This is a genomic window from Parabacteroides vesiculifaciens (genome assembly GCF_049860805.1).
Lineage (GTDB): Bacteria > Bacteroidota > Bacteroidia > Bacteroidales > Tannerellaceae > Parabacteroides.
On sequence record NZ_CP187555.1, the window covers coordinates 2,165,089 to 2,184,723 of the forward strand.

Consider the following 19,635-nt stretch of genomic DNA (forward strand, 5'->3'; position numbering starts at 1 on the left):
GAACTAAAAGATGTCAGAAAACCCGAATCAACAAACCCTCATTGACCAGCTGCTTCGCGACCGCGATGCAGAATATCGTCGTGCTACTAAAGCAGAACAACAGCTGAAGGAATTGAGCGATGCAAAGAAAATGAAGGCTACGTACGAGGCTAAGCTGGCAGAAAAAGAGGAAGCTCTCCAGAAACGAGATAAAACGATTGAAGATAAAGACAATCTTATCGCCCAACTGGAACAGAAACTTCTCTATCTGGAACGGAAGATGTGGGGAGCCATGTCGGAAAAACGACGAATCCCCGATGATCCGAATCAACTCAAACTTGACTTTGAACAACTTGAGATGACGCCTGAAGAGGAGGAAACCGCTCGAAAGGCCATTGAAGAGATTACCGACTACAAAAAAGTAACAGTCAAAGAGCACGAAAAGCGAGTCCCTGTTCGGCAGAAGTTACCTGAAAGCCTTCCTCGTGTAGAAGAACATATCTATCCTGATGGTTACAAAGGGCATGAAGATGAATGGGTACTGTTTGATGATACTGAGACATCTGAACACTTGGAGTTTAATCCTGCTGAATTATATGTTCGAGTGACTATCCGCCACAAAGGTATGCGCAAAGACACGAAGGAGATACTGACCGCTCCTGTACAGAATGAACCCATTGCCAAAAGTTACGCAAGCGCATCGCTACTTACAGACCTAATGGTTGGAAAATATGTAGATCATCTTCCTTTCTACAGGCAAGTCCAAATGTATAAGCGATTAGGGGTTAGCATACCTCCATCAACCATCGAATCCTGGTTCCATGATGTAGCAGATTTAATGCGGCCTGCTTATTATCGATTAAGAGAACTCGTTTTAGCCACAGATTACGTTCAGTCTGATGAAACTACAGTTCCGGTTATTAATAATGAGAAGCATCAAACGGTAAAAAGATACTTATGGTTGGTTCGGAGTGTAGTAAACAATTTGATTTTCTTCTCCTATAACGAAGGATCAAGAGGCCAAAAAGTGGTTATCCAACTCTTTAAAGATTATCAAGGAGCCATACAAACAGATGGTTACGCTGAATATAACATCTTGGAAAAGTTTAAAGGTATCACCACCCTGTGCTGTTGGGCGCATGCCAGACGCTATTTTGACAGAGCATTAACCCATGATAAGGCTAGAGCAGAACATGCGTTAGCCCAAATCGGCATGCTCTATGATGTAGAACGAATGGCTGACGATCAAAATATGGATACCATCCAACGCATGGAGTTACGCAAACGACTCGCTTATCCCATTATACGTGCTTTTGAAAAATGGTGTATATGTGAACAGAACAATGTGCTTCCCAAGAGCCCTATAGGAAAAGCCATCGGCTACTTCTTGAATTACTCACGTCAGCTGGTGCGTTATACCATGGATGGTCGATATCTGCCCGATAATAATCTCATCGAAAATAGTGTACGCCCGGTAGCTTTGGGCCGCAAGAACTATCTCTTCTGCGGCAATCATGAAGCAGCTGAAGATGCTGCTGTGATTTACTCTCTGATGGGATGCTGCAAAGCGGTAGGCGTAGACTTCAAAGAGTGGATGAACTACTTCCTTAACCACGTTCATGAGTATGATAATGATTACTCAAAGGACTTGGCCGAGTTGCTTCCTCACTCGCTCAAAGAGCGTGCAATCATTTAAGAATCTCCTAAAAAGTAAGAGATGTCTCTTAAAAACTGGAACTTTTTCAGAGAAAAGTCGGAATTCTTAAGAGACATCTCAATATCTTTAAAGACCGTCGTGAGACGGGGTTTACCGAATGCTTACAGATATTTGCCATGGGGATTATATTGTCAAATAGACTGCCTCTGTCTGTTTGGCAATATTATCCCAATCATATTTTGATAAATCATATATCTGGTTCGTCTGTCCATTATTCAACAGTTCCTTAATATGATACATCATATCTTCTATATCATCCAATTTAAAATAATTCTTTTCTGGCAAACCGACTGCTTTATTTGCCGGAATATCACTGACCAATACCTTTTGCCGGCAGGCCATTGCCTCTAATAAGGTGATTGGCAAACCTTCATGAGAAGAAGGAAGGACAAACAAAGCCGCATGTTTATATAATTGATACAGTTTTTCTCCTTTAACAATACCTGGGATGATTACTTCATTTTCAAGAGCGAAAGTCTTGAGAAAATGTGCATACGCCGTAGGATAATCTGTATCTCCGGCGATTATTAATTTGTAATTTTTTAAATGCGATTTTATATATGCCTCAATCAGTTTGTCAAATCTTTTTTCTTCAACAAATCGGCCAACAGCCAATATATATTTACCTGGAGACAAATTTATACTATCCAAATAATCCGTAGAATCAGTGATTCCATCAAAAGAAGTAATTCCATTAAAGATAAGATATACCCGTTTTACCCGCTTATATTTTTCTTTCAAAATATCCGAAATAACAGTTGATATGGATATAATATCCTTTGCTGCAATTGCAGCAAAACGCTCTCCTAACCGAAGTATAAATTTAGCAAATGTCCCCCATTTATCCCGATCATAATCTGGACCATGATGCGTCATAACAACCCTGAGTCCTAACAACCTGGCCAAAGGGATCATAATTGAAGGTCCTATTGCCTGAATGTGAAGAATATCTGCATGTACTTTTTTTGCATACAGAATACCCAAGGCGGTATGAACAACTGCTTCCAAACCCGATATGGAAGGGCTTGGAATATCCTTGAATTTAACACCTTTATATTCAAGGAGAGAAGGATTCTCTTTCACAAAATTCCTCCTTCTAATCACAATGACCTCATGCCCCATCTTTGCAATTCTGGGGAATAATTCTTCACAGTGTGTCTCCACTCCACCTTGTATATTAGGAAAGCCTCTTAGCCCGACAACCACTATTCTCATAACTTACTTTTTAAAGAACCTTGTTCCGGATCTTGACCGACATCATACCATTTTTTCTCTAAACATAAAGGCTTATTCAACAAGCTATTCACCTTATTTTTCACAACCCATTGTAACGGATAGCGAATGTACTTTTTCATAACAGGCGATGCCGTACCTACCATCCAACAGTTCTTAGGACATTTGCGAACTTGTTCTCTAACTCTTTGGGCCTGTTCGCTCTGCCAAATTTCCTGAAAATCAGTTACAGCCCGGATATTCCCCATACTTTCTTTCCAATATTTTTTTTCAAGACCATTGCATGGATACACTTCACCGTAAGGGTCAACAAAAAAATTAACCAGACCTGCCTCACAAGGGAGCATTCTTCGGTTTCCTTCAATATAATTTATCAATCCATTATTAAAAAATGCCCTGAACCAAGATTTGGGAGATGCCTCTTGCATCTGCAAGGAAATAAGTTTCTCGAAATTGGAAATAACCTCCGTCTTATTAGTTATAACATTGTCATACTTGTGGAAATAGTATGAATTATGGAATGCCGCCGTAGCAAATTCCAAATTCAACTGCTTGGCCAAATGGTATAAGGATAGCATATCTTCAGAATTATTGTTTGATACGGTTATACCAAATCCAATATCCTTAATACCCATTTCGCGTAACATAAGAAGTGTTCTTAGGCCTTTATCAAACCCACCTTTACGACCTCGCAATTCATCATTTTTTTGTGATAACCCCTCAATGCTTATCCTGACACCGATTTTTGGATATTTTTCAGCCAATTTGATAACACGGTCTTCAAACCAACCGGAAGTAGAAATAACTACACGTGGAGATTTTTTGAAAAGGACTTCTACAATCTCATCCAAGTCTTCCCGAATAAAAGGTTCTCCCCCTGTAATATTGACAAACTTCACATTTGGCAACAGTTCCAACTCCTTTGGCTGAATTTCTTTACTTTTCTCCGTAGGATTCTGCCAAATATCACACATTTTACACTGCATAGGACACCGATAGGTTGTAATAATACACATATCGGTAGGGCTTTGTATTTTACTTTGTTGATTAGTCATTTATTTTTATTGTTTCTTTCTTACAAAGCGTAAGATAATATTTTCTGTATTATAAGACAAGTTAATAAAAAAAACTTCTTGTGTACGGTTTATAAACCGTACACTTTTATGAGATGATCATAATACATTTCCGCGTTTAATTTTTTTTGCGCAACCTCTGCAATAGCCTGGTAATCAAAGCCAGTATTGAACATTTTCGTTATTTTCTCTGATAAATCAGAAACATTCTTACTCTCAAAACACTTACCGTTTACATTTTCTTCTATCAACTCCGGAATCGCACCAATACGTGCACCCAATACTGGGGTTCCTAAACATTCCGCTTCTATGATTACAAGTCCCAAAACTTCATACCACTCTGAAGGAACAACTATAAAACGTGCTTTACTTACAATTGTTTTTACATCTTCCCACGATTTAAAACCCAAAAAGTCAATCGGTGCATCTTTATTTGCTTTAGCAGCCAGTTCGTCTTTCAAAGGACCATCTCCCACTATTTTTAATTTATATGGTAGCTGATTGGCTGCTTCAATTAAAGTCGTAACACCTTTTTCGGGAGACAAACGCCCGACATAACAATAGTAGTCCTCTTTGTTATAATCAACATCCATGTATTTCTTTTTATCCACAAAATGATAGAACTGTGTTATCTTTGAAGAAGAAAATCCCCCTGACTTCATTTTTTCCAACATAAACTGACTCGGAGCAATAAACTGATCCGTACATTCTTCCAGCCTGCTCCGGTTCCATTTTTTGGCCTCCAAATATGCAATAGAACTCGCTATATATGAATTTTTAAGACATTTATATTTAACTACATTATGCAGATTTTCAAAACACAGTTCGCAAATTGCTCCATTTTGCAAACAGTCATAACGAGGACAAAGTAATTTATAATCATGTAATGTCCAAAAAACTTTGATACCCCGTCTATGTGCCAATTCTGCAATAGCGGGAGAAAGCTGCGAATGAATATTATTCAAATGGACAATATCCGGTTTGAAATCATCTAATAAAGCATTGAACTTTTGTATGACATCAACCGTTCCAAATGGACGCATAACCGCTCTAAAAAAGCTCACCCCCATTCTAAATTTAACCTCTTTCGGAAAATATTTATTCCATGATGTTTGTAATGTATTCGGATGCTGCATTGCAAAAACAGCAACATCATGCCCATGAGATTTTAACAATTCAACCAAGTCGATTGTATAAATACAATCTCCCCCTCTTGGATAATAGAATTTATTCGCTACAAGTATTCTTGCCATAAGAATTATTTTGAAGACAATATTTTTTCATTCTTATCTTGCACTACAACATGTCTTATATCAGAGAACAAGAGTCCTAAAAGCACCATCATAAATAATCCACGATTATGTGTTATTGTTGTATCTGTTGTACATTCAATCATAAAAAAGGCAATAATCATTAATGCCATTAACACCTCTTTATAGGCAAACTTAAAGTTTTTCAATGCTTTTAACGCTAGTTTTCCCCAAAACAGGAAGAATAAACAAATACCGACATATCCAAATTGCGCCAATGCCGGATAATAAGTATCCGCAATGAAAGAACCAAAGTTTTTACTTAATCCATATATTCCATCCATCCCATATTGATTATATAATGGTGAATAATATACACCAGACGCATAAGTTCCATAAGTCCCGAATCCTGGACCAAAAGGGCAATAATCGGCCAAAATATCCGGCACGTAAAAATAAAGCGCTGCCCGTGCAATAGCATCTTGTATCTTTTCATCACTACCCACAAAGTCACCTCCACTGATAAAATAGATATTCAATTTTTTGTAAGTAAAAAATAAAACCAAAGCAAGGACAATTGAACTGAAAATAATATTTTTGATATTCAACTTAAATTTAAATGACGGCTTTACAAAAAGAGTCATAGCCGCACTTATGATAAAGAAGCCATAGAATTTAGAACGTCCGGAACACAATCCGACTAACATCAATAAAATAAATATAAACTTTTCTTTAGCAGTAAAATTACTACAATAAAGATATAAAAGAGCAACTATTGAAACTGCTGTAGCTAATCGAGAAGGATGCTTTAGAGTATATGAGATAGTCACAGGATAAATTACGTAAGCCAATCCTATAATACATAAATAGATACCCAGAACAATACAAATTTCACTTATCAATTTTTTATATGTTGGAGATATAATAGGCTTGATCGCATAAACACTAAAAAAACCGAGATAAGGTTTATATTGTGAGACAAAATCGACTATTACAGCAGCCTTGCTAGTAGTTCCGATGTAGAAAGAATAGCATAGATAGAAAAGAAAAACAGTTGTAGTCACTAAAAACATCTTATTTACTTCCCAATGCGGAGTGGAAAAAACATATTTGAGAAATAAGACAAACAATAATAAAGAGCACAGTTCATCTGTATAATCAAATCCTATTGTATCGTACAGCATCACTCCAAACATGAGTGTGAAAATAAGGAGTCTACAAAAGTTCTTATTTATAAAATCTTGAAACATTATTTATTAACAATTTACATTAAAACGTTTATAGTTTTCAATTATTGTATTGAAGCATTTTAACTAAACTCTTATTCTTCCTTAAACAGAAGAATAACTGCATTCACTTCCACCTCTCTCGTGATACTCAATCTGCTTGTTTACATCCGTGAACTATCACACTGTAGAATCGAAAAACCTTAAGCATGATTTGATTATCTTCGAAGTAACAAATATACTACTTTATCAGGGTTCTCACAATAAAAGTCGCATCAATAGAATGATAAAATTTCACTTTCTCTCAACACCATACCTACTACATTTTGGCAAATTGACCTAATAATATATCTTTATTAAGCATTTTAGATGTTTCTAAAGATGTCAAGTAAGAATAAATATATTTATTCCGTTCTTCCTCGCTTAATTGACATGGATAAAAATTCGACATATCATTTTTATCTATATTCCAAACTGGGATATTCAATGTTACAGACAATTTTTTCTGAACTGATTTTAAATAAAGATTTTTATCATATTCTTCATTTGTTATTAATGCAAAAGGTTTATTATACAAAATACAATACGATACAGAATTACTTGTATGCAATATAACCATATTTGATTTTTCCACTAGAGAATCAGTTTCTCCCTTCACTATTTTTCGATTACCAAATTCAGTCCCTACATATTCTGATTTCGGATGAGCAGCAATAATTATGGGCATATTGCACTGTTTCTCCAAACTATCAAAAAAAGTATTCAAACTACGTTGATAATTAACGACAGATACATTTTTATTTTTCATCATATATATGATATCCGGATGCAAGGGATAATAAACATCTAAAAAGACAATATATCCATCTTTCTTCGCGACAGGATTCAATATATACCGCTCATAATCGGGATGATTAATAGGAATTCGATCCGAATACAAAATAGAAGAAGAAAAGATCATATCAAAATCTTTTACGTTAAAGAGTACTTTATAATATTTCAACAAACACTCTTGTAATCGATTTTTTATTATTTTAAAAATCCTTTCTATTTGTATACTTTTCAACTTTTGCCATATAGAAATATTCATTATTGTATTTCCATACATATCTATTCGAACAATAAAACATTTTTTATCAGACAGCAACCTATAAAACTTTCTTGATTTCCAGTTCGTAAAAGCCTCAACAATAAATATTGTTCTTTTAATATCAATCAAATACAACCGACGTTGTATCTCCGATAAATCAGATAATTTTCTAATATAAGATTCTTCAATCTGTCCCACTAATTTCATTCCTGGGAACATATATTGAGAAATATCCCAATATTCAACAGTAAAACCCGCTTGAATAAAATCATCTATATAAAAATTCGTTTTAATTCTATTTGTCAAAGGCTCATGACAAATTACAACTATATTTTTTAACATACTATATTAACTTATAAACCCGACGACTGTATAAAAAAACTCCCAATGCAATCATCATGTTTACAATCATCGTTACATAAGCCGTATACATCACCGAATACCGTGTCAACAACACAGATAGCAGTACATGAAAGAGAGACATTGAAAATGTTATATACATTAATTTTTTTGTTTTCTTATAATAGAACAGATAATTTACAAACAGATAATATACACATTGAAAAAAGGCCCCCATGCACAACGGGAATAAATAGGATACTGCATCCGCATATTTAGGAACAAATATCGGTATAAAGACAGAAGTCCCGACATAAACACATAATGTAATGATTGCAAAAAATAAAGTCATGACTTTAGTTTGCTTCAATAAACGGCTGGATGTATCCGCCTCTATATTAGCCAGATTCTTATATATATATACTGAATTTGTCGCATTAAAAGCCAATCCTATAATCTGAATAATATTAGCAAAATTGTAAGCAAAGCTATATATTCCGACTTGGGTTGCCATATAAAAGTAATTAATCACATACCGATCCAAACCTTGACGAATCCAGGCAGAAGCACTATGAGGAATCAAAGGAATACCAAAGTCCAAAGCAGATTTTATAGTCTCTTTATTTGGTATCAATTTTTGAAGATAGCCCCTTCTTATCAAGAAATAGATACTGACAAAGAAGAACAGCATACTAACAGCGACCTGTGCATATACTCGTCCCAACCACCCCCAATGGAAACCAATAACCAAAACCAAAGTCAAGATAAAGTTTGCAAGAACTGTTGCGACACTATATATACCATATGAAAGAGGATTTTCTTCTAAACGCCAAATATCCAGATTGACCGTAGAAAATACTTGCATATAACATACCAACAGCCCCAACCATTGATACTCAACAGACAATCCGATTATTCGTTCAAAAAAAGCAGAAAAGAACAAGAGCAATAATGAAAAAACAAGAAATGAAACGGAAGATAGGCATAAAACCGTACTTAACATCCGCCGAAGTTGCGTTTTCTCCGCAGAAAAAAAATCAACAGCGATAATACCTGTTGCATTCAACGAAATAAAAATAGACAACAATGTCACAAATGTATTAAACAGATTCAACTCTCCGTATTCAGAAGGAGGTATAAAACTGGCTAACACCAATAGCAACAAGAAACCAATGCCACTATTCAGAAACGAAAAAAATGCAAATAATGTTCCGTTCCTGAACAATGTATTAGTCCGTATCTTATTTATTAAAGTAAAAAACATGCTACTTTCTTTTATTCATTACAGCTTCCAGATATATCCAATCTGTAAGGGTGTCTAAATCGACTGACATATCCAGTGGCATAACATACTTGCGTATTTTCTTAAAACTATCAAAATATCCCTTACGCAAAGACTCTACATTAAACACATAAATAGCTCCATTAAACATCCAGACAGAAGGTGTATCCTGGCGTCTCCTAAAGGCTCCATCTCCCTTTGAGATACGAAGATATCCATCACTATTCTCCTCAAATAAATTATAATATGGATTCTGAGGAGATTCGCATACGGAAACAACAGCATCAACAGATTTATCGTATAATCCGATAGCCTCCGTTACCTGCTGAGCTGTCCTCAATGGAGAAGTCGGTTGTAAAAGGACTACCGCATCATAGCTAACCCCTAAGTTCTCGTAAAAACCGATTGCATGCAAAATGACCTCGTATGTACCCGCTGAATCAGTAGCAAGGGAATCAGGCCTTTTAAACGGTACTGTCAGACCATAAGATCTAACAACCTGTATAATTTCATCATCATCGGTCGATATACAAATGTTGCAATCATCCGTCAATTGACGAGCCACATCAATTGAATAGGCAATTAAAGGCTTTCCTGATAACTGCTTGATATTCTTATGAGGAATGCCCTTACTTCCTCCTCTTGCCGGTATCAAATACAATAATTTCATTATTCAATTATAAATGGTTCACTAATTCCTGAGCTTTATCAAAATCTTCAAACTTACCGATATCCAACCAATATCCGGTAATGGGATAACGTATGACTTTATACCCCTTCGATATTAACAGATTCAGAAAATCCGTTGCATCAAAGAATCTATTTGAAGGAATAAGTTCCAATAAACTTCTTTTTATCAAATATATACCAGCATTAGCATAATAATTGAATGTCGGTTTCTCTTTTATGCCTTTAATCTCCCGTCCGTCTAAATCAAATATTCCATACGGTACTGAAACCGAGTAAGGCACTGCAGCAACAGACATATCAGCCTTATTTTCTGAAAAATGAGAGAAAAAATCTTCATAATTTATATTTGTAAATAAGTCCGAATTCATCACTAATACCGTATCATGATGAAAACATTCCACAAATCTGATCGACCCTATTGTACCTAAATACTGCGGTTCACGAACACAATGTATATTAGAATCCACACGGGATTCGGCAATATATGACTCAATCTGTTCCTTTAAATAATTTACAGTTATTGAAATATGATCAACGCCATATTCGATTAAACGATCTATATTATAATCTATAATCGGTTTATTGCCAACCTTCAACAATGGCTTAGGGACTGTTTCTGTCAATGGGCGTAAACGCAATCCTTTTCCTCCTGCCATCAAAACCGCATCTACTGGTAAAATAGACTTCTGTTTCTGAAGGTTATATATTTTAATTATACGCCTATCACAATCCAAATAGGGCAATAAAACTATCTTCTTTGATTTTAATGCTTTTATTTCATCAATAGAAATATTACCATATTGTAAATAATGAAAATTTCGATTCATAGCCATAGAAACAGGTGCATCCAATTTCACCCCATTAATCAGACACCGACGAATATCTCCGTCTGTCAATGAACCGACCATTCTCCCCTGACCGTCTACAACAAACAGAGTTAAAATATCATTTGATAGTTGATTCAATGAAACTAAAGCCTCCCCGATATTAAGACTCTCATCTATAATATATTTTGAGTTTACATCCATATTACAAATTATAAAATGATTTCTGAATCAGGTTTTCCAACGGATAAGCCTTCAACTGAGAAACAATCATATCTGTGGTTCCCTCCTTTTCATACGGATTACTCCGCAATTTTGCTACAGATTGAATTGCTTCAGAAAAAATTAATTTAAAACCCTGTTCTATTTCCTCCGTTGACGCTCCGCAATGCACTACGCTTTTTGCAGCAATACGCCCCTTTTGACGATTCCCAATATCCAGGGTCGGTATTCCGAAACTCGGAACTTCCAAGATACCGCTTGAAGAATTACCTATCGCAGCAGAGACATATTTCAATGCCGAAAGATAACGAAGCTTGCCCAAAGACTTAAAGGCGATTGCCCGGTCTTCATTTTTCGCAACAAAATCTTTTATGCAGTCTATTATGACACGCCCGTCCGTGTCTGAATTCGGAAGTGTAAAAAGTATCCGATATTCCGAATGTTTAGCCAAAACCTCCAACAAATTTTCACATTGTTTCCGTGCTGTACACGTTTCCAAAGTCACAGGATGAAACGTGACAAGCAAAGACTTATCTCCTAACTTAAAATCCAAACTATTCTCCAATTCCTCTTTCGAAAGAAAAGAGCCTTTTTTTATATTTTCAACTCCAATAGCTCCTACATTAAACACCCGATCCGGGCTTTCTCCCAACTGGATCACCCTCTTCCGATATTCTTCCGTCGAGGTAAAATGCAAATGGCTCATCTTAGTAATCGCGTGGCGGATCGCATCGTCATAGGCTCCCTCCGTTATCTCTCCTCCATGTAAATGAGCAACAGGAATCTTAAAAAACAAGGCAGTGGAAACGGCAGCCAGAATTTCATATCGGTCTCCTAATACAACTATCAAATCGGGGCACAGGTCTTCATAGGCATCGGCAAAACCAATCATACCTAATCCTACGGATTTAGCCGTAGCACTTGATGTATCCGACGAAAGCAACATTTCAACTCTCTTATCAATAACAAAACCATCTTTCTCAATTTCCTTATACGTCAAGCCAAACTCAGGAGAAAGGTGCATATTTGTTACTATGACCTGTAGTTTTAAATCTTCAGATTCTTCTATTTGCTTCATAAGGCCACTTAGTAAACCATATTCAGCACGGCTACCGGTTATAACGCATATTTTTCTCATAATTCTATCAGATCATCTGGTTCATATAATCTTGTTGCCGTCTTCCCTACTACATCCAACCATTGCATAGGAGAGATGCCGTTTCCCGGACGTTTTACAGTCAGATTCTGTTCTGTAAAAATCTCACCTTTCTCTATTTTGGATGCAGCAACGATACTTTTCCTGGCAACTCCTATATTTTTAGCTTCCGAAGGACTTATCCGTTTTTCAGCATCTCCTAAAGCCTTTTCTATATTACGAATTGATGAAACCATTCTCTTCAGTTCATCCGGCTCCAAAGAAGCTTTATGATCTGGCCCCTTTAAATTCCGATCCAAAGTAAAATGCTTTTCTATAACAGAAGCACCCAATGCAACTGCCGCAATAGGTACCTCTATACCTCTTGTATGATCGGAATATCCGACTTTGACATGAAACCTCTCGGCAATAGACTGCATAGCCCGCAAATTCACATCTTCCATAGGAGTCGGATATTCTGTATTACAATGGAGTATTATTATATCACCATGCCGGACACCATTTTCCACCAGGACAGCCAACGCCTCTTCTATTTCCCGGTATCCACTCATTCCGGAAGAGAGAATTACGGGTTCTCTTCTTCGAGCAATCTTCCTTAAATAAGGATAATTAGTAATTTCTCCTGAAGGAATTTTCCACAACCCCAAATGAAGCTCTGCAAGAAAATCAATACTATCCAAATCAAAAGCAGTAGAGAAAAACTTTACTCCTTTCTTTTTACAATAGTCTATCAATATCAAATGCTGTTCCCAAGTAAGTTCCAGTTGCTTCAGCATTTGGTATTGGGAATCATTACCATCATGCAAGTTTATTTGTTGATACTCTGCCTTGATTGCGCTTTTTGAAACCAGCAACTCGGCTTTAAAGGTTTGAAACTTAACATAATCAACCCCTGCCTCTGCTGCCACATCAATCAACTGCTTAGCTATTTCAAGCGAACCGTTATGATTTACACCTGCCTCCGCTATAACAAGAGTATGTTTCATATCTTACAATTTTATCTTTAATAAAGCCGGATTACCGGAATAAATGCCTTTTTTCACTATATTTTTACGCACAACACTACCAGCCGCAATAACACAAGATTCCATAATACCAACACCGTTCACCAACACAGATTGACTTCCTAAAAAGACACCTTGGCCAACTGTACAATTACCATTCACCATTGCCCCAGTAGAAATATGGCAAAAGTCACCAATAACTGCATCATGCTCAATATTGGCAAATGTATTGATGATGCAACCTTTCCCAATGTGAGCGCCTGCATTAACCATAGCATGATGTAACACGACACTTCCTTCCCCTATGGAAGCATGACGGGAAACATGAGCTGTTGAAGCTACAATCGTAGCCAAACAACCACCAACCGATTGAATATGTTCGTGCAACCGAATTCGCAAACTTGCATCCTTTATATGTCCTACCGTCACAAGGAACAAGGCCTTATCCACATATTTAATCAAATCATCATCCGTTCCGATAACCGGATATCCCAAAACAGAACTACCGACATATTCCGGCATATCAAGTATACCGAGTATCTTATGACCAGCACTCTCGGCGGCTTCTATCACCGATTTGCAATGTCCACCACCGCCGACCAAGACTATATTACCGAGATCACTCATAACCTAACGCTACTTGGAATATTCACAACACGCTCCTCAAACCAATACGTGTTCACCAAATCGTCTGTCTGGCAACCTGCAAACATGGGCTGCTTACTCATCAATCCCCAAATCGGCCGTGTCATAACTCCATGATCATTTGTATAAGTCAGAAATTCGTCACGTGCCGACTTATCAGGCAATAAAACGGCATTCAACCAATAATTGGAACGACAATCTTCCGGTTCGGAAAAGAACTCAATCGGTGTATCCTTGAAAAAAAATTTATACTTTTCAGCAGTTTCACGTTTATTATCTATAAAACGATCCAAATTCTCCATCTGCGCACAACCTAACGCTGCATTTATATTAGGCATACGATAATTATAACCGATATGGTCATGCATAAATTCCCAACGATGAGGAACCTTTGCTTGCGTTGTCAAATGTTTTGCATAATCGCCCAATTCAGCATCCTGAAACAACAACATACCGCCCCCACCAGTCGTAATAGTTTTATTTCCATTAAAACTTAGCGCACTGATTTTAGCAAAAGTACCAGTATGCCTACCTTTATACAAGCTGCCGATACTTTCAGCAGCATCTTCTATTAACTCGATATGATACTGTTCACATATTTGTGCAAGCTCCACTAATCTTGTAGGATGCCCGAACGTATGCATCGGGACACAAGCTTTCACTCTTCTCCCTGTTTCTTTATTATAGCAAACTCCATCCTTTATTTCAGCAAATGCTAAAAGCCATTTCCTCAAACTATCGGGAGACAACCCCATCGTTTCCCTATCTACATCAATAAAAACGGGATGAGCACCAATATAACTAATTGCATTCGCAGTAGCGACAAATGTCAAAGCCTGAGATATTACTTCATCTTCACGCTCTACCCCCGCTAATAGTAAAGCCATATGAAGAGCATTTGTACCGTTTACACAAACTACAGCCTTTGCTGCTCCTGTATAATCAGCAACCATCTCCTCAAATCGATCTACAAACTTACCAACACTTGAGACAAATGTCGTATCAATGCACTCATTCAGATATTTCTTTTCATTACCTATAAAACAAGGGGCATGAAGAGGAACAAAGTCATCCGAATGATATAATCTATGTATAAAATCAACTATAGGCTTATACATTATATATGTCAGCTTTATATTTTCTCAAATTATCTTTATCTAAAAACCAATTTATCGTTTCTTTTAGACCTTCTTCCAAAGAATAAGAAGGTTCGTATCCTGTTAAGGATTTTACCTTCGCATTATCTCCCCATAAACGAAAAACTTCAGAGTTCTTAGGACGGATACGGGCCTGATCCTCTATGAACTTAACATCTGAATTCATCAGACGAGCTATTAAATTCAAAGTATCACGCATCGAAATTTCATTGTTGCTACAGATGTTGACTTCTTGTCCTATCGCTGCATCACATTTAGCCAATTCGATAAACCCTTTACAAGTATCTTTCACGAAATTAAAATCACGCGTCGGGGTCAAGTCCCCTAACTTTATCTCCTTCTTTCCATTTGCTATCTGCGTTATAATGGTTGGAATAATAGCCCGAGCCGATTGACGGGGACCATACGTATTGAACGGTCTAACTAACACAACCGGCAAAGCAAAAGCATTATAAAAACTCATTGCAATTGCATCCGCTCCAATCTTTGTTGCAGAATAAGGTGATTGCGGTTGTCTGGGATGATTTTCGTCAATCGGGACATAACGTGCTGTTCCATACACCTCTGAAGTTGAAGTTACAAGAACTTTCTTCACCCCATTTTCTTTTGCTGCTTGGCAAATATTCAAAGTCCCTTTTATATTTGTATCCACATAACTGTCCGGAGCAACATAAGAATAAGGAATTGCGATCAATGCTGCCAAATGGAAAATAATCTCAACATCTTGAGTTATATGCTTGCAGAAATAAGGATCACGAACATCACCTGTCACCACCTCCAATTCAGGATGCTTAACATGATTTAACCACCCCCAATCATTGAAAGAATTATAATATGAAAGTGCTTTGACTTTATACCCCTGTTCCAATAACATTTCAGTCAAATGAGAACCGATAAAACCATCAGCACCTGTAACCAATACTTTTTCCATATCTTACTTCGTTTCTTTATATTCCTTCTTTAATGCCACAAATTGCTCTTTTCCAAATAAAAATGCAACCGGAACAACCATTGTGAAAATAATCATACCGATAAGAGCATATAATTTTCTAGGAGCAATTGATTTCTTCTTAACATATGCGGTCTCAATAATACGTGCTCGATCCTTATTCTCTCCAATAGAAAGAAGAAAATCTTCCCGCTTCTGCAAAAGGATCAGATAAAGAGCCTGATATATTTCCTGTTGACGGCGAAAGTCGATATATTCTCTCTCTAATGTCGGAACAACTCCCATTTTATCCATAATAATTTTTTCTTTTCCTTTTAGATCATCCAAAGTTAAAGTCAAACTTTTTTTAGCATTATCGATAGAAAGAAAAACACTCTCACGCAATTGATCTACTTGCTTATTCATTTGCCCTATCAACGGATTATCCCCTTTCGTACTTTGCAGAAGTCTTGAACGTTCTAACAACGCTTCATTATATGATAAAACAGATTTAGAAGAATTCTCGCCTTCACCAGAGGCCAGCAAAATAGGAACCAGATTATATTTATTCTGAGGATCGTTCACATATGCATCCAACAAATCAACCAAACGAACTTGGGCTTCCAACTCTATGATTTTCATCTGCAGTTCTTTCATCTGGTCAGCATAGAACTGAACGTCGTATTCAATATCCGTCATCTTATTTTTGAGTTTGTAACGTTCAATATTAACTTCAACATCCGTTAGATCGGCTACAACTGCATTTAAACGCTCATCTAGGAATTGAACGCTTTTTCTACCTTCAGCTTTTTTTATGGAGTCTTCTTGCGAATTATAAACATCCACTAATGTCCTTAACAAATCCAGTCCTCTCTTTTTTTCGTAATCAGTACATGAAATCTCCACCACATTTGCATTTTTCGCAAATTCATCAAACAATAATGATTCGGACAAATCTTGTGCGACCCATATAGACGGAGCTATTTCAAGCTTTAAGGATAAAGGCTTTATCTCTTCTTTCCTAAATGACAAAACGAAAGTTCCTTCTTCCAATTTTATTTCCGCCGGTAAAGACTTAAATTCAAAATACTTCTTGCCATCCTCTTTTTTAGCTACTACTTTAACTCTCCCTGTCTTATCTATATCAACATTAAATGCTATAGGAGATTCCAGACTCTTTTGTGTTACCGAATCAGTAGACAATAATAAAGGAGCATCTTCATACATTTTATATTTATAAGCATTAGGCTTATAGTAAACGATATTCAGACCTAACTTCAAAACAACCTCATTCAAAGTAGTCGTAGACATCAGCTTTGCCAATTCGTCATCCATATTAAAACTACCGCCGCTAATGCCTCCTAAGCCAAACGTCTTCATCAATCCCGAAGCATCACCGATATTCAATCCCGAGCTTGAAGTCCCTTTATCTTCCAACAACAATATCTTTGTCATCATTTCATAAGTACGGGGAACCAAAATCAAATATAATAGAGCTGGGATTAACGAAAAAATGCCTGCTACTAAAAAACATCGCCAGTGACAAAAATAATAAATGATAATCTTTTTCAGATTAATTACCTCATTATCTTGCTGAATAGATTCCATATGTAATTATTATTTATTTAAATTAACAATTGTAATAACCATACTTGTGATAATGGAGAGAGAACTTATCACTGTAGTCAGCAATGACATCGTAAAAGAACGGTCCGCACTAGTTCGGGAACGCTGTTTATTCTTTATCGGTTCAGCATAAACAATATCATTTTGTTGCAAATAAAAATAGGGAGATGCAAATATTGCTGGATCAGTTAAATCCAAACGATGACTTTCTTTTATTCCATTATTGTCACGAATCACCAGAATATTTTTCCGATTAGCAGTCAACTGCAAATCTCCACCTAATCCTATAGCTTCCAATATAGATATCCTATCATTCTTTATCGTATATGCACCTGGACGCGAGATATCTCCCATTAGTGTTATTTTAAAATTTAGCAACTGTACATTTACCAACGGGTTTTCCACATATTTGGAAATCATTTCTTCCATTTTATTGGCTAGCTCCTGTCTCGTCAGACCAGCGGCATGTATCTTACCCAAAACTGGGAAATTTATATTTCCTTCCTGGTCTACCAAATATGTATATAAGTTTTGAGATGCTATGATTGGCTGTTCCCCTTGTGGAGTGGCCGAATATGCATATACCGGAGGATTAAAGGGGGTAACAGCTGCAGGATCCCATGCTGTCACATTAATCGATAAAAGATCATCATTCGTTATTTTAGTCGTATATGATTGACTCATTTTCGCCAATTGTTCTGGTGTCAGAGCATCTATACCTTGAAAATAAACCACATCTTTTGGTGCCGAACACGCACACATCAATCCACAAAAAAGGGCAAACAAATAATATTTCAATCTCATGCTATTAATAAGTATTTCAAAAATTAGAACTGCAAAGATACAACTTTCATAGGAGCCGTCCATCTAAAAACTCCTTATAAAAACTATTACATCTATAACGATGCAAAAAATAATATATTGCTGCTTAGAAAATAAAAAATATAGGATATTAACCCATTTTCCCGTACTTTTGTCAGAAAACAAATAGAATCATGGTAGAAATAGGAAAATATAATAAACTAAAGATCGTAAAAGATCTGGACTTTGGAGTTTATCTGGATGGTGGGGATGGGCTGGAGATACTTTTGCCAGCCCGTTATGTACCCAAAAATGTAAAACCAGGAGATGAAGTCGAGGTTTTTATTTATCATGACAATGAAGGAAGGTTGATTGCAACAACGGCCAAGCCACTTGCGCAAGTAGGAGAATTTCAGTTTATGGAAGTGAAATCGGTTAATAACACTGGTGCTTTTCTGGAATGGGGATTGATGAAAGATTTACTGGTTCCTTTTAAAGAACAAAAAATGCCAATGCGGGAAGGAAAATGGTATCTGGTATATGTGCATGTAGATCATGTTACCGGGCGTATAGTTGCCTCCGCAAGAATTGATAAATATCTGGACAATGTTGTACCGGATTATTCCTTTAATCAGGAAGTAGATTTGCTGGTCGCAGAGGATACAGAAATAGGATATAAAGTAATTATCAACAATACTCATTGGGGGCTGGTTTATCACAGTGAAGTTTTTCAACGCCTGGAAAAAGGAGAACATCTAAAAGGATACATCAAAGAAGTTAGGGAAGACGAGAAGATAGATGTCAGCCTCACTCCTTTAGGATATCAAAAGGTCGAAGGTATTGCCAAGACTATCCTGGATTCGCTAAAAGCTCAAGGAGGATACGTTGCCGTTCATGATAAAAGCGAACCGGAACTTATTTATTCTCTATTTCGCTGTAGTAAAAAAGCATTCAAACAGGCCATAGGAGCTCTTTACAAACAAAAAATAATCGATATCGAAGCTGAAGGAATCCGATTAATCAATAAAGGCTAACCAAGATTTTCCCACTACACGGTAAGATGTATCATCTTACACCAATAACACGATACATCCTATCCGTGTAAGATGATACATCTTCCGCGTGAAGATGACAGGTCTTCCAGGAAAGTTTACAGCACATTTATATCTATTTATAATGTAGGGAAGAGTAATAGTTACCGGTTAGCGAACAATTCCTAAACAGATAATCTGTATATTTAAGGCTTGCAATTTTAAATTCATAAATAAATTGATTTTAATTTGTTTATTCCAATTAATTAGCCGTCCTTTGTAACATTATAGAGAGAAGAGAACAAAATTAAAGATCTTCTCCACATTTGACCAAAGCCTGACTATAATTTGTAATGATTAAG

General features: G+C 36.5%; 17 protein-coding genes. 2 read left to right on the plus strand and 15 right to left on the minus strand.

Translation table 11 applies throughout. The features are described from left to right. Positions 1-10 precede the first annotated feature (10 nt). Positions 11-1,675, plus strand: coding sequence for an IS66 family transposase (tnpC, locus tag ACPYIV_RS08815; RefSeq protein WP_301424077.1), 1,665 nt, complete (start codon positions 11-13; stop codon positions 1,673-1,675). Positions 1,676-1,819: 144 nt separating this feature from the next. Here tnpC and ACPYIV_RS08820 read toward each other — a convergent pair whose 3' ends face one another. The 15 genes from ACPYIV_RS08820 to ACPYIV_RS08890 all read right to left on the minus strand — a co-directional run bounded on the left by ACPYIV_RS08820 (position 1,820) and on the right by ACPYIV_RS08890 (position 18,245). Then, the gene (locus ACPYIV_RS08820) at positions 1,820-2,911 is read right to left on the minus strand and encodes a glycosyltransferase family 4 protein (RefSeq protein WP_425886367.1); all 1,092 of its coding nucleotides are present in this window, start codon (positions 2,909-2,911) and stop codon (positions 1,820-1,822) included. Next, positions 2,908-3,984, minus strand: a complete 1,077-nt coding sequence (locus tag ACPYIV_RS08825) for a radical SAM protein (RefSeq protein ID WP_425886368.1) — start codon at positions 3,982-3,984, stop codon at positions 2,908-2,910. Before ACPYIV_RS08825 ends, ACPYIV_RS08820 begins: the two co-directional genes overlap by 4 nt. An 89-nt stretch (positions 3,985-4,073) precedes the next feature. After that, entirely contained in the window at positions 4,074-5,255 is a 1,182-nt protein-coding gene (locus ACPYIV_RS08830; protein WP_425886369.1) for a glycosyltransferase, read from the minus strand. A 5-nt stretch (positions 5,256-5,260) separates the two neighbouring features. Beyond that, positions 5,261-6,448, minus strand: a complete 1,188-nt coding sequence (locus ACPYIV_RS08835; protein ID WP_300761805.1) for an O-antigen ligase domain-containing protein — start codon at positions 6,446-6,448, stop codon at positions 5,261-5,263. Between the two features lie 349 nt (positions 6,449-6,797). Further along, complete coding sequence (locus ACPYIV_RS08840) at positions 6,798-7,910, minus strand: hypothetical protein (protein WP_425886370.1); 1,113 nt, start codon at positions 7,908-7,910, stop codon at positions 6,798-6,800. A gap of 1 nt (position 7,911) precedes the next feature. Continuing rightward, the gene (locus ACPYIV_RS08845) at positions 7,912-9,171 is read right to left on the minus strand and encodes an oligosaccharide flippase family protein (protein ID WP_300761803.1); all 1,260 of its coding nucleotides are present in this window, start codon (positions 9,169-9,171) and stop codon (positions 7,912-7,914) included. A 1-nt stretch (position 9,172) separates the two neighbouring features. Then, positions 9,173-9,859, minus strand: coding sequence for a cytidylyltransferase domain-containing protein (locus ACPYIV_RS08850; RefSeq protein ID WP_300761802.1), 687 nt, complete (start codon positions 9,857-9,859; stop codon positions 9,173-9,175). A gap of 7 nt (positions 9,860-9,866) precedes the next feature. Further along, a complete protein-coding gene (locus ACPYIV_RS08855) occupies positions 9,867-10,907 on the minus strand; it encodes a nucleotidyltransferase family protein (RefSeq protein WP_425886371.1) in 1,041 nt (346 codons plus the stop codon). A gap of 1 nt (position 10,908) precedes the next feature. After that, positions 10,909-12,063, minus strand: coding sequence for a UDP-N-acetylglucosamine 2-epimerase (neuC, locus tag ACPYIV_RS08860; protein ID WP_425886372.1), 1,155 nt, complete (start codon positions 12,061-12,063; stop codon positions 10,909-10,911). Further along, complete coding sequence (gene neuB, locus ACPYIV_RS08865) at positions 12,060-13,067, minus strand: N-acetylneuraminate synthase (protein WP_300761799.1); 1,008 nt, start codon at positions 13,065-13,067, stop codon at positions 12,060-12,062. Before neuB ends, neuC begins: the two co-directional genes overlap by 4 nt. 3 nt (positions 13,068-13,070) lie before the next feature. Next, the gene (locus ACPYIV_RS08870; protein ID WP_300761798.1) at positions 13,071-13,712 is read right to left on the minus strand and encodes an acetyltransferase; all 642 of its coding nucleotides are present in this window, start codon (positions 13,710-13,712) and stop codon (positions 13,071-13,073) included. Further along, positions 13,709-14,848 carry a LegC family aminotransferase gene (locus tag ACPYIV_RS08875; protein ID WP_300761797.1) on the minus strand — a complete coding sequence of 380 codons (1,140 nt, stop codon included), beginning with the start codon at positions 14,846-14,848 and terminating at the stop codon, positions 13,709-13,711. Before ACPYIV_RS08875 ends, ACPYIV_RS08870 begins: the two co-directional genes overlap by 4 nt. Then, a complete protein-coding gene (locus tag ACPYIV_RS08880) occupies positions 14,841-15,818 on the minus strand; it encodes an NAD-dependent 4,6-dehydratase LegB (RefSeq protein WP_300761796.1) in 978 nt (325 codons plus the stop codon). The genes ACPYIV_RS08875 and ACPYIV_RS08880 overlap by 8 nt, the downstream gene beginning before the upstream one ends. Before the next feature lie 3 nt (positions 15,819-15,821). Next, positions 15,822-17,423, minus strand: coding sequence for a GumC family protein (locus ACPYIV_RS08885; protein ID WP_425886373.1), 1,602 nt, complete (start codon positions 17,421-17,423; stop codon positions 15,822-15,824). Between the two features lie 9 nt (positions 17,424-17,432). Beyond that, a complete protein-coding gene (locus ACPYIV_RS08890; protein WP_300761834.1) occupies positions 17,433-18,245 on the minus strand; it encodes a polysaccharide biosynthesis/export family protein in 813 nt (270 codons plus the stop codon). 191 nt (positions 18,246-18,436) lie between these two features. Here ACPYIV_RS08890 and ACPYIV_RS08895 point away from each other — a divergent pair, with 191 nt between their 5' ends. Beyond that, on the plus strand, positions 18,437-19,276 hold the full coding sequence (locus ACPYIV_RS08895) for a CvfB family protein (RefSeq protein WP_293739553.1): 840 nt from the start codon (positions 18,437-18,439) through the stop codon (positions 19,274-19,276). Positions 19,277-19,635: the final 359 nt, after the last annotated feature.

Excerpts from the sequence above, each read along its gene's own strand:
- ACPYIV_RS08850 (WP_300761802.1), bottom strand. The coding sequence starts at position 9,859 with ATGAAATTATTGTATTTGATACCGGCAAGAGGAGGAAGTAAGGGCATT.
- neuC (WP_425886372.1), bottom strand. The coding sequence starts at position 12,063 with ATGAGAAAAATATGCGTTATAACCGGTAGCCGTGCTGAATATGGTTTA.
- ACPYIV_RS08870 (WP_300761798.1), bottom strand. The coding sequence starts at position 13,712 with ATGAGTGATCTCGGTAATATAGTCTTGGTCGGCGGTGGTGGACATTGC.
- ACPYIV_RS08840 (WP_425886370.1), bottom strand. The coding sequence starts at position 7,910 with ATGTTAAAAAATATAGTTGTAATTTGTCATGAGCCTTTGACAAATAGA.
- neuB (WP_300761799.1), bottom strand. The coding sequence starts at position 13,067 with ATGAAACATACTCTTGTTATAGCGGAGGCAGGTGTAAATCATAACGGT.
- ACPYIV_RS08890 (WP_300761834.1), bottom strand. The coding sequence starts at position 18,245 with ATGAGATTGAAATATTATTTGTTTGCCCTTTTTTGTGGATTGATGTGT.
- ACPYIV_RS08825 (WP_425886368.1), bottom strand. The coding sequence starts at position 3,984 with ATGACTAATCAACAAAGTAAAATACAAAGCCCTACCGATATGTGTATT.
- ACPYIV_RS08895 (WP_293739553.1), top strand. The coding sequence starts at position 18,437 with ATGGTAGAAATAGGAAAATATAATAAACTAAAGATCGTAAAAGATCTG.
- ACPYIV_RS08855 (WP_425886371.1), bottom strand. The coding sequence starts at position 10,907 with ATGGATGTAAACTCAAAATATATTATAGATGAGAGTCTTAATATCGGG.
- ACPYIV_RS08880 (WP_300761796.1), bottom strand. The coding sequence starts at position 15,818 with ATGGAAAAAGTATTGGTTACAGGTGCTGATGGTTTTATCGGTTCTCAT.
- ACPYIV_RS08820 (WP_425886367.1), bottom strand. The coding sequence starts at position 2,911 with ATGAGAATAGTGGTTGTCGGGCTAAGAGGCTTTCCTAATATACAAGGT.
- ACPYIV_RS08885 (WP_425886373.1), bottom strand. The coding sequence starts at position 17,423 with ATGGAATCTATTCAGCAAGATAATGAGGTAATTAATCTGAAAAAGATT.
- ACPYIV_RS08845 (WP_300761803.1), bottom strand. The coding sequence starts at position 9,171 with ATGTTTTTTACTTTAATAAATAAGATACGGACTAATACATTGTTCAGG.
- ACPYIV_RS08835 (WP_300761805.1), bottom strand. The coding sequence starts at position 6,448 with ATGTTTGGAGTGATGCTGTACGATACAATAGGATTTGATTATACAGAT.
- ACPYIV_RS08830 (WP_425886369.1), bottom strand. The coding sequence starts at position 5,255 with ATGGCAAGAATACTTGTAGCGAATAAATTCTATTATCCAAGAGGGGGA.
- ACPYIV_RS08875 (WP_300761797.1), bottom strand. The coding sequence starts at position 14,848 with ATGTATAAGCCTATAGTTGATTTTATACATAGATTATATCATTCGGAT.
- tnpC (WP_301424077.1), top strand. The coding sequence starts at position 11 with ATGTCAGAAAACCCGAATCAACAAACCCTCATTGACCAGCTGCTTCGC.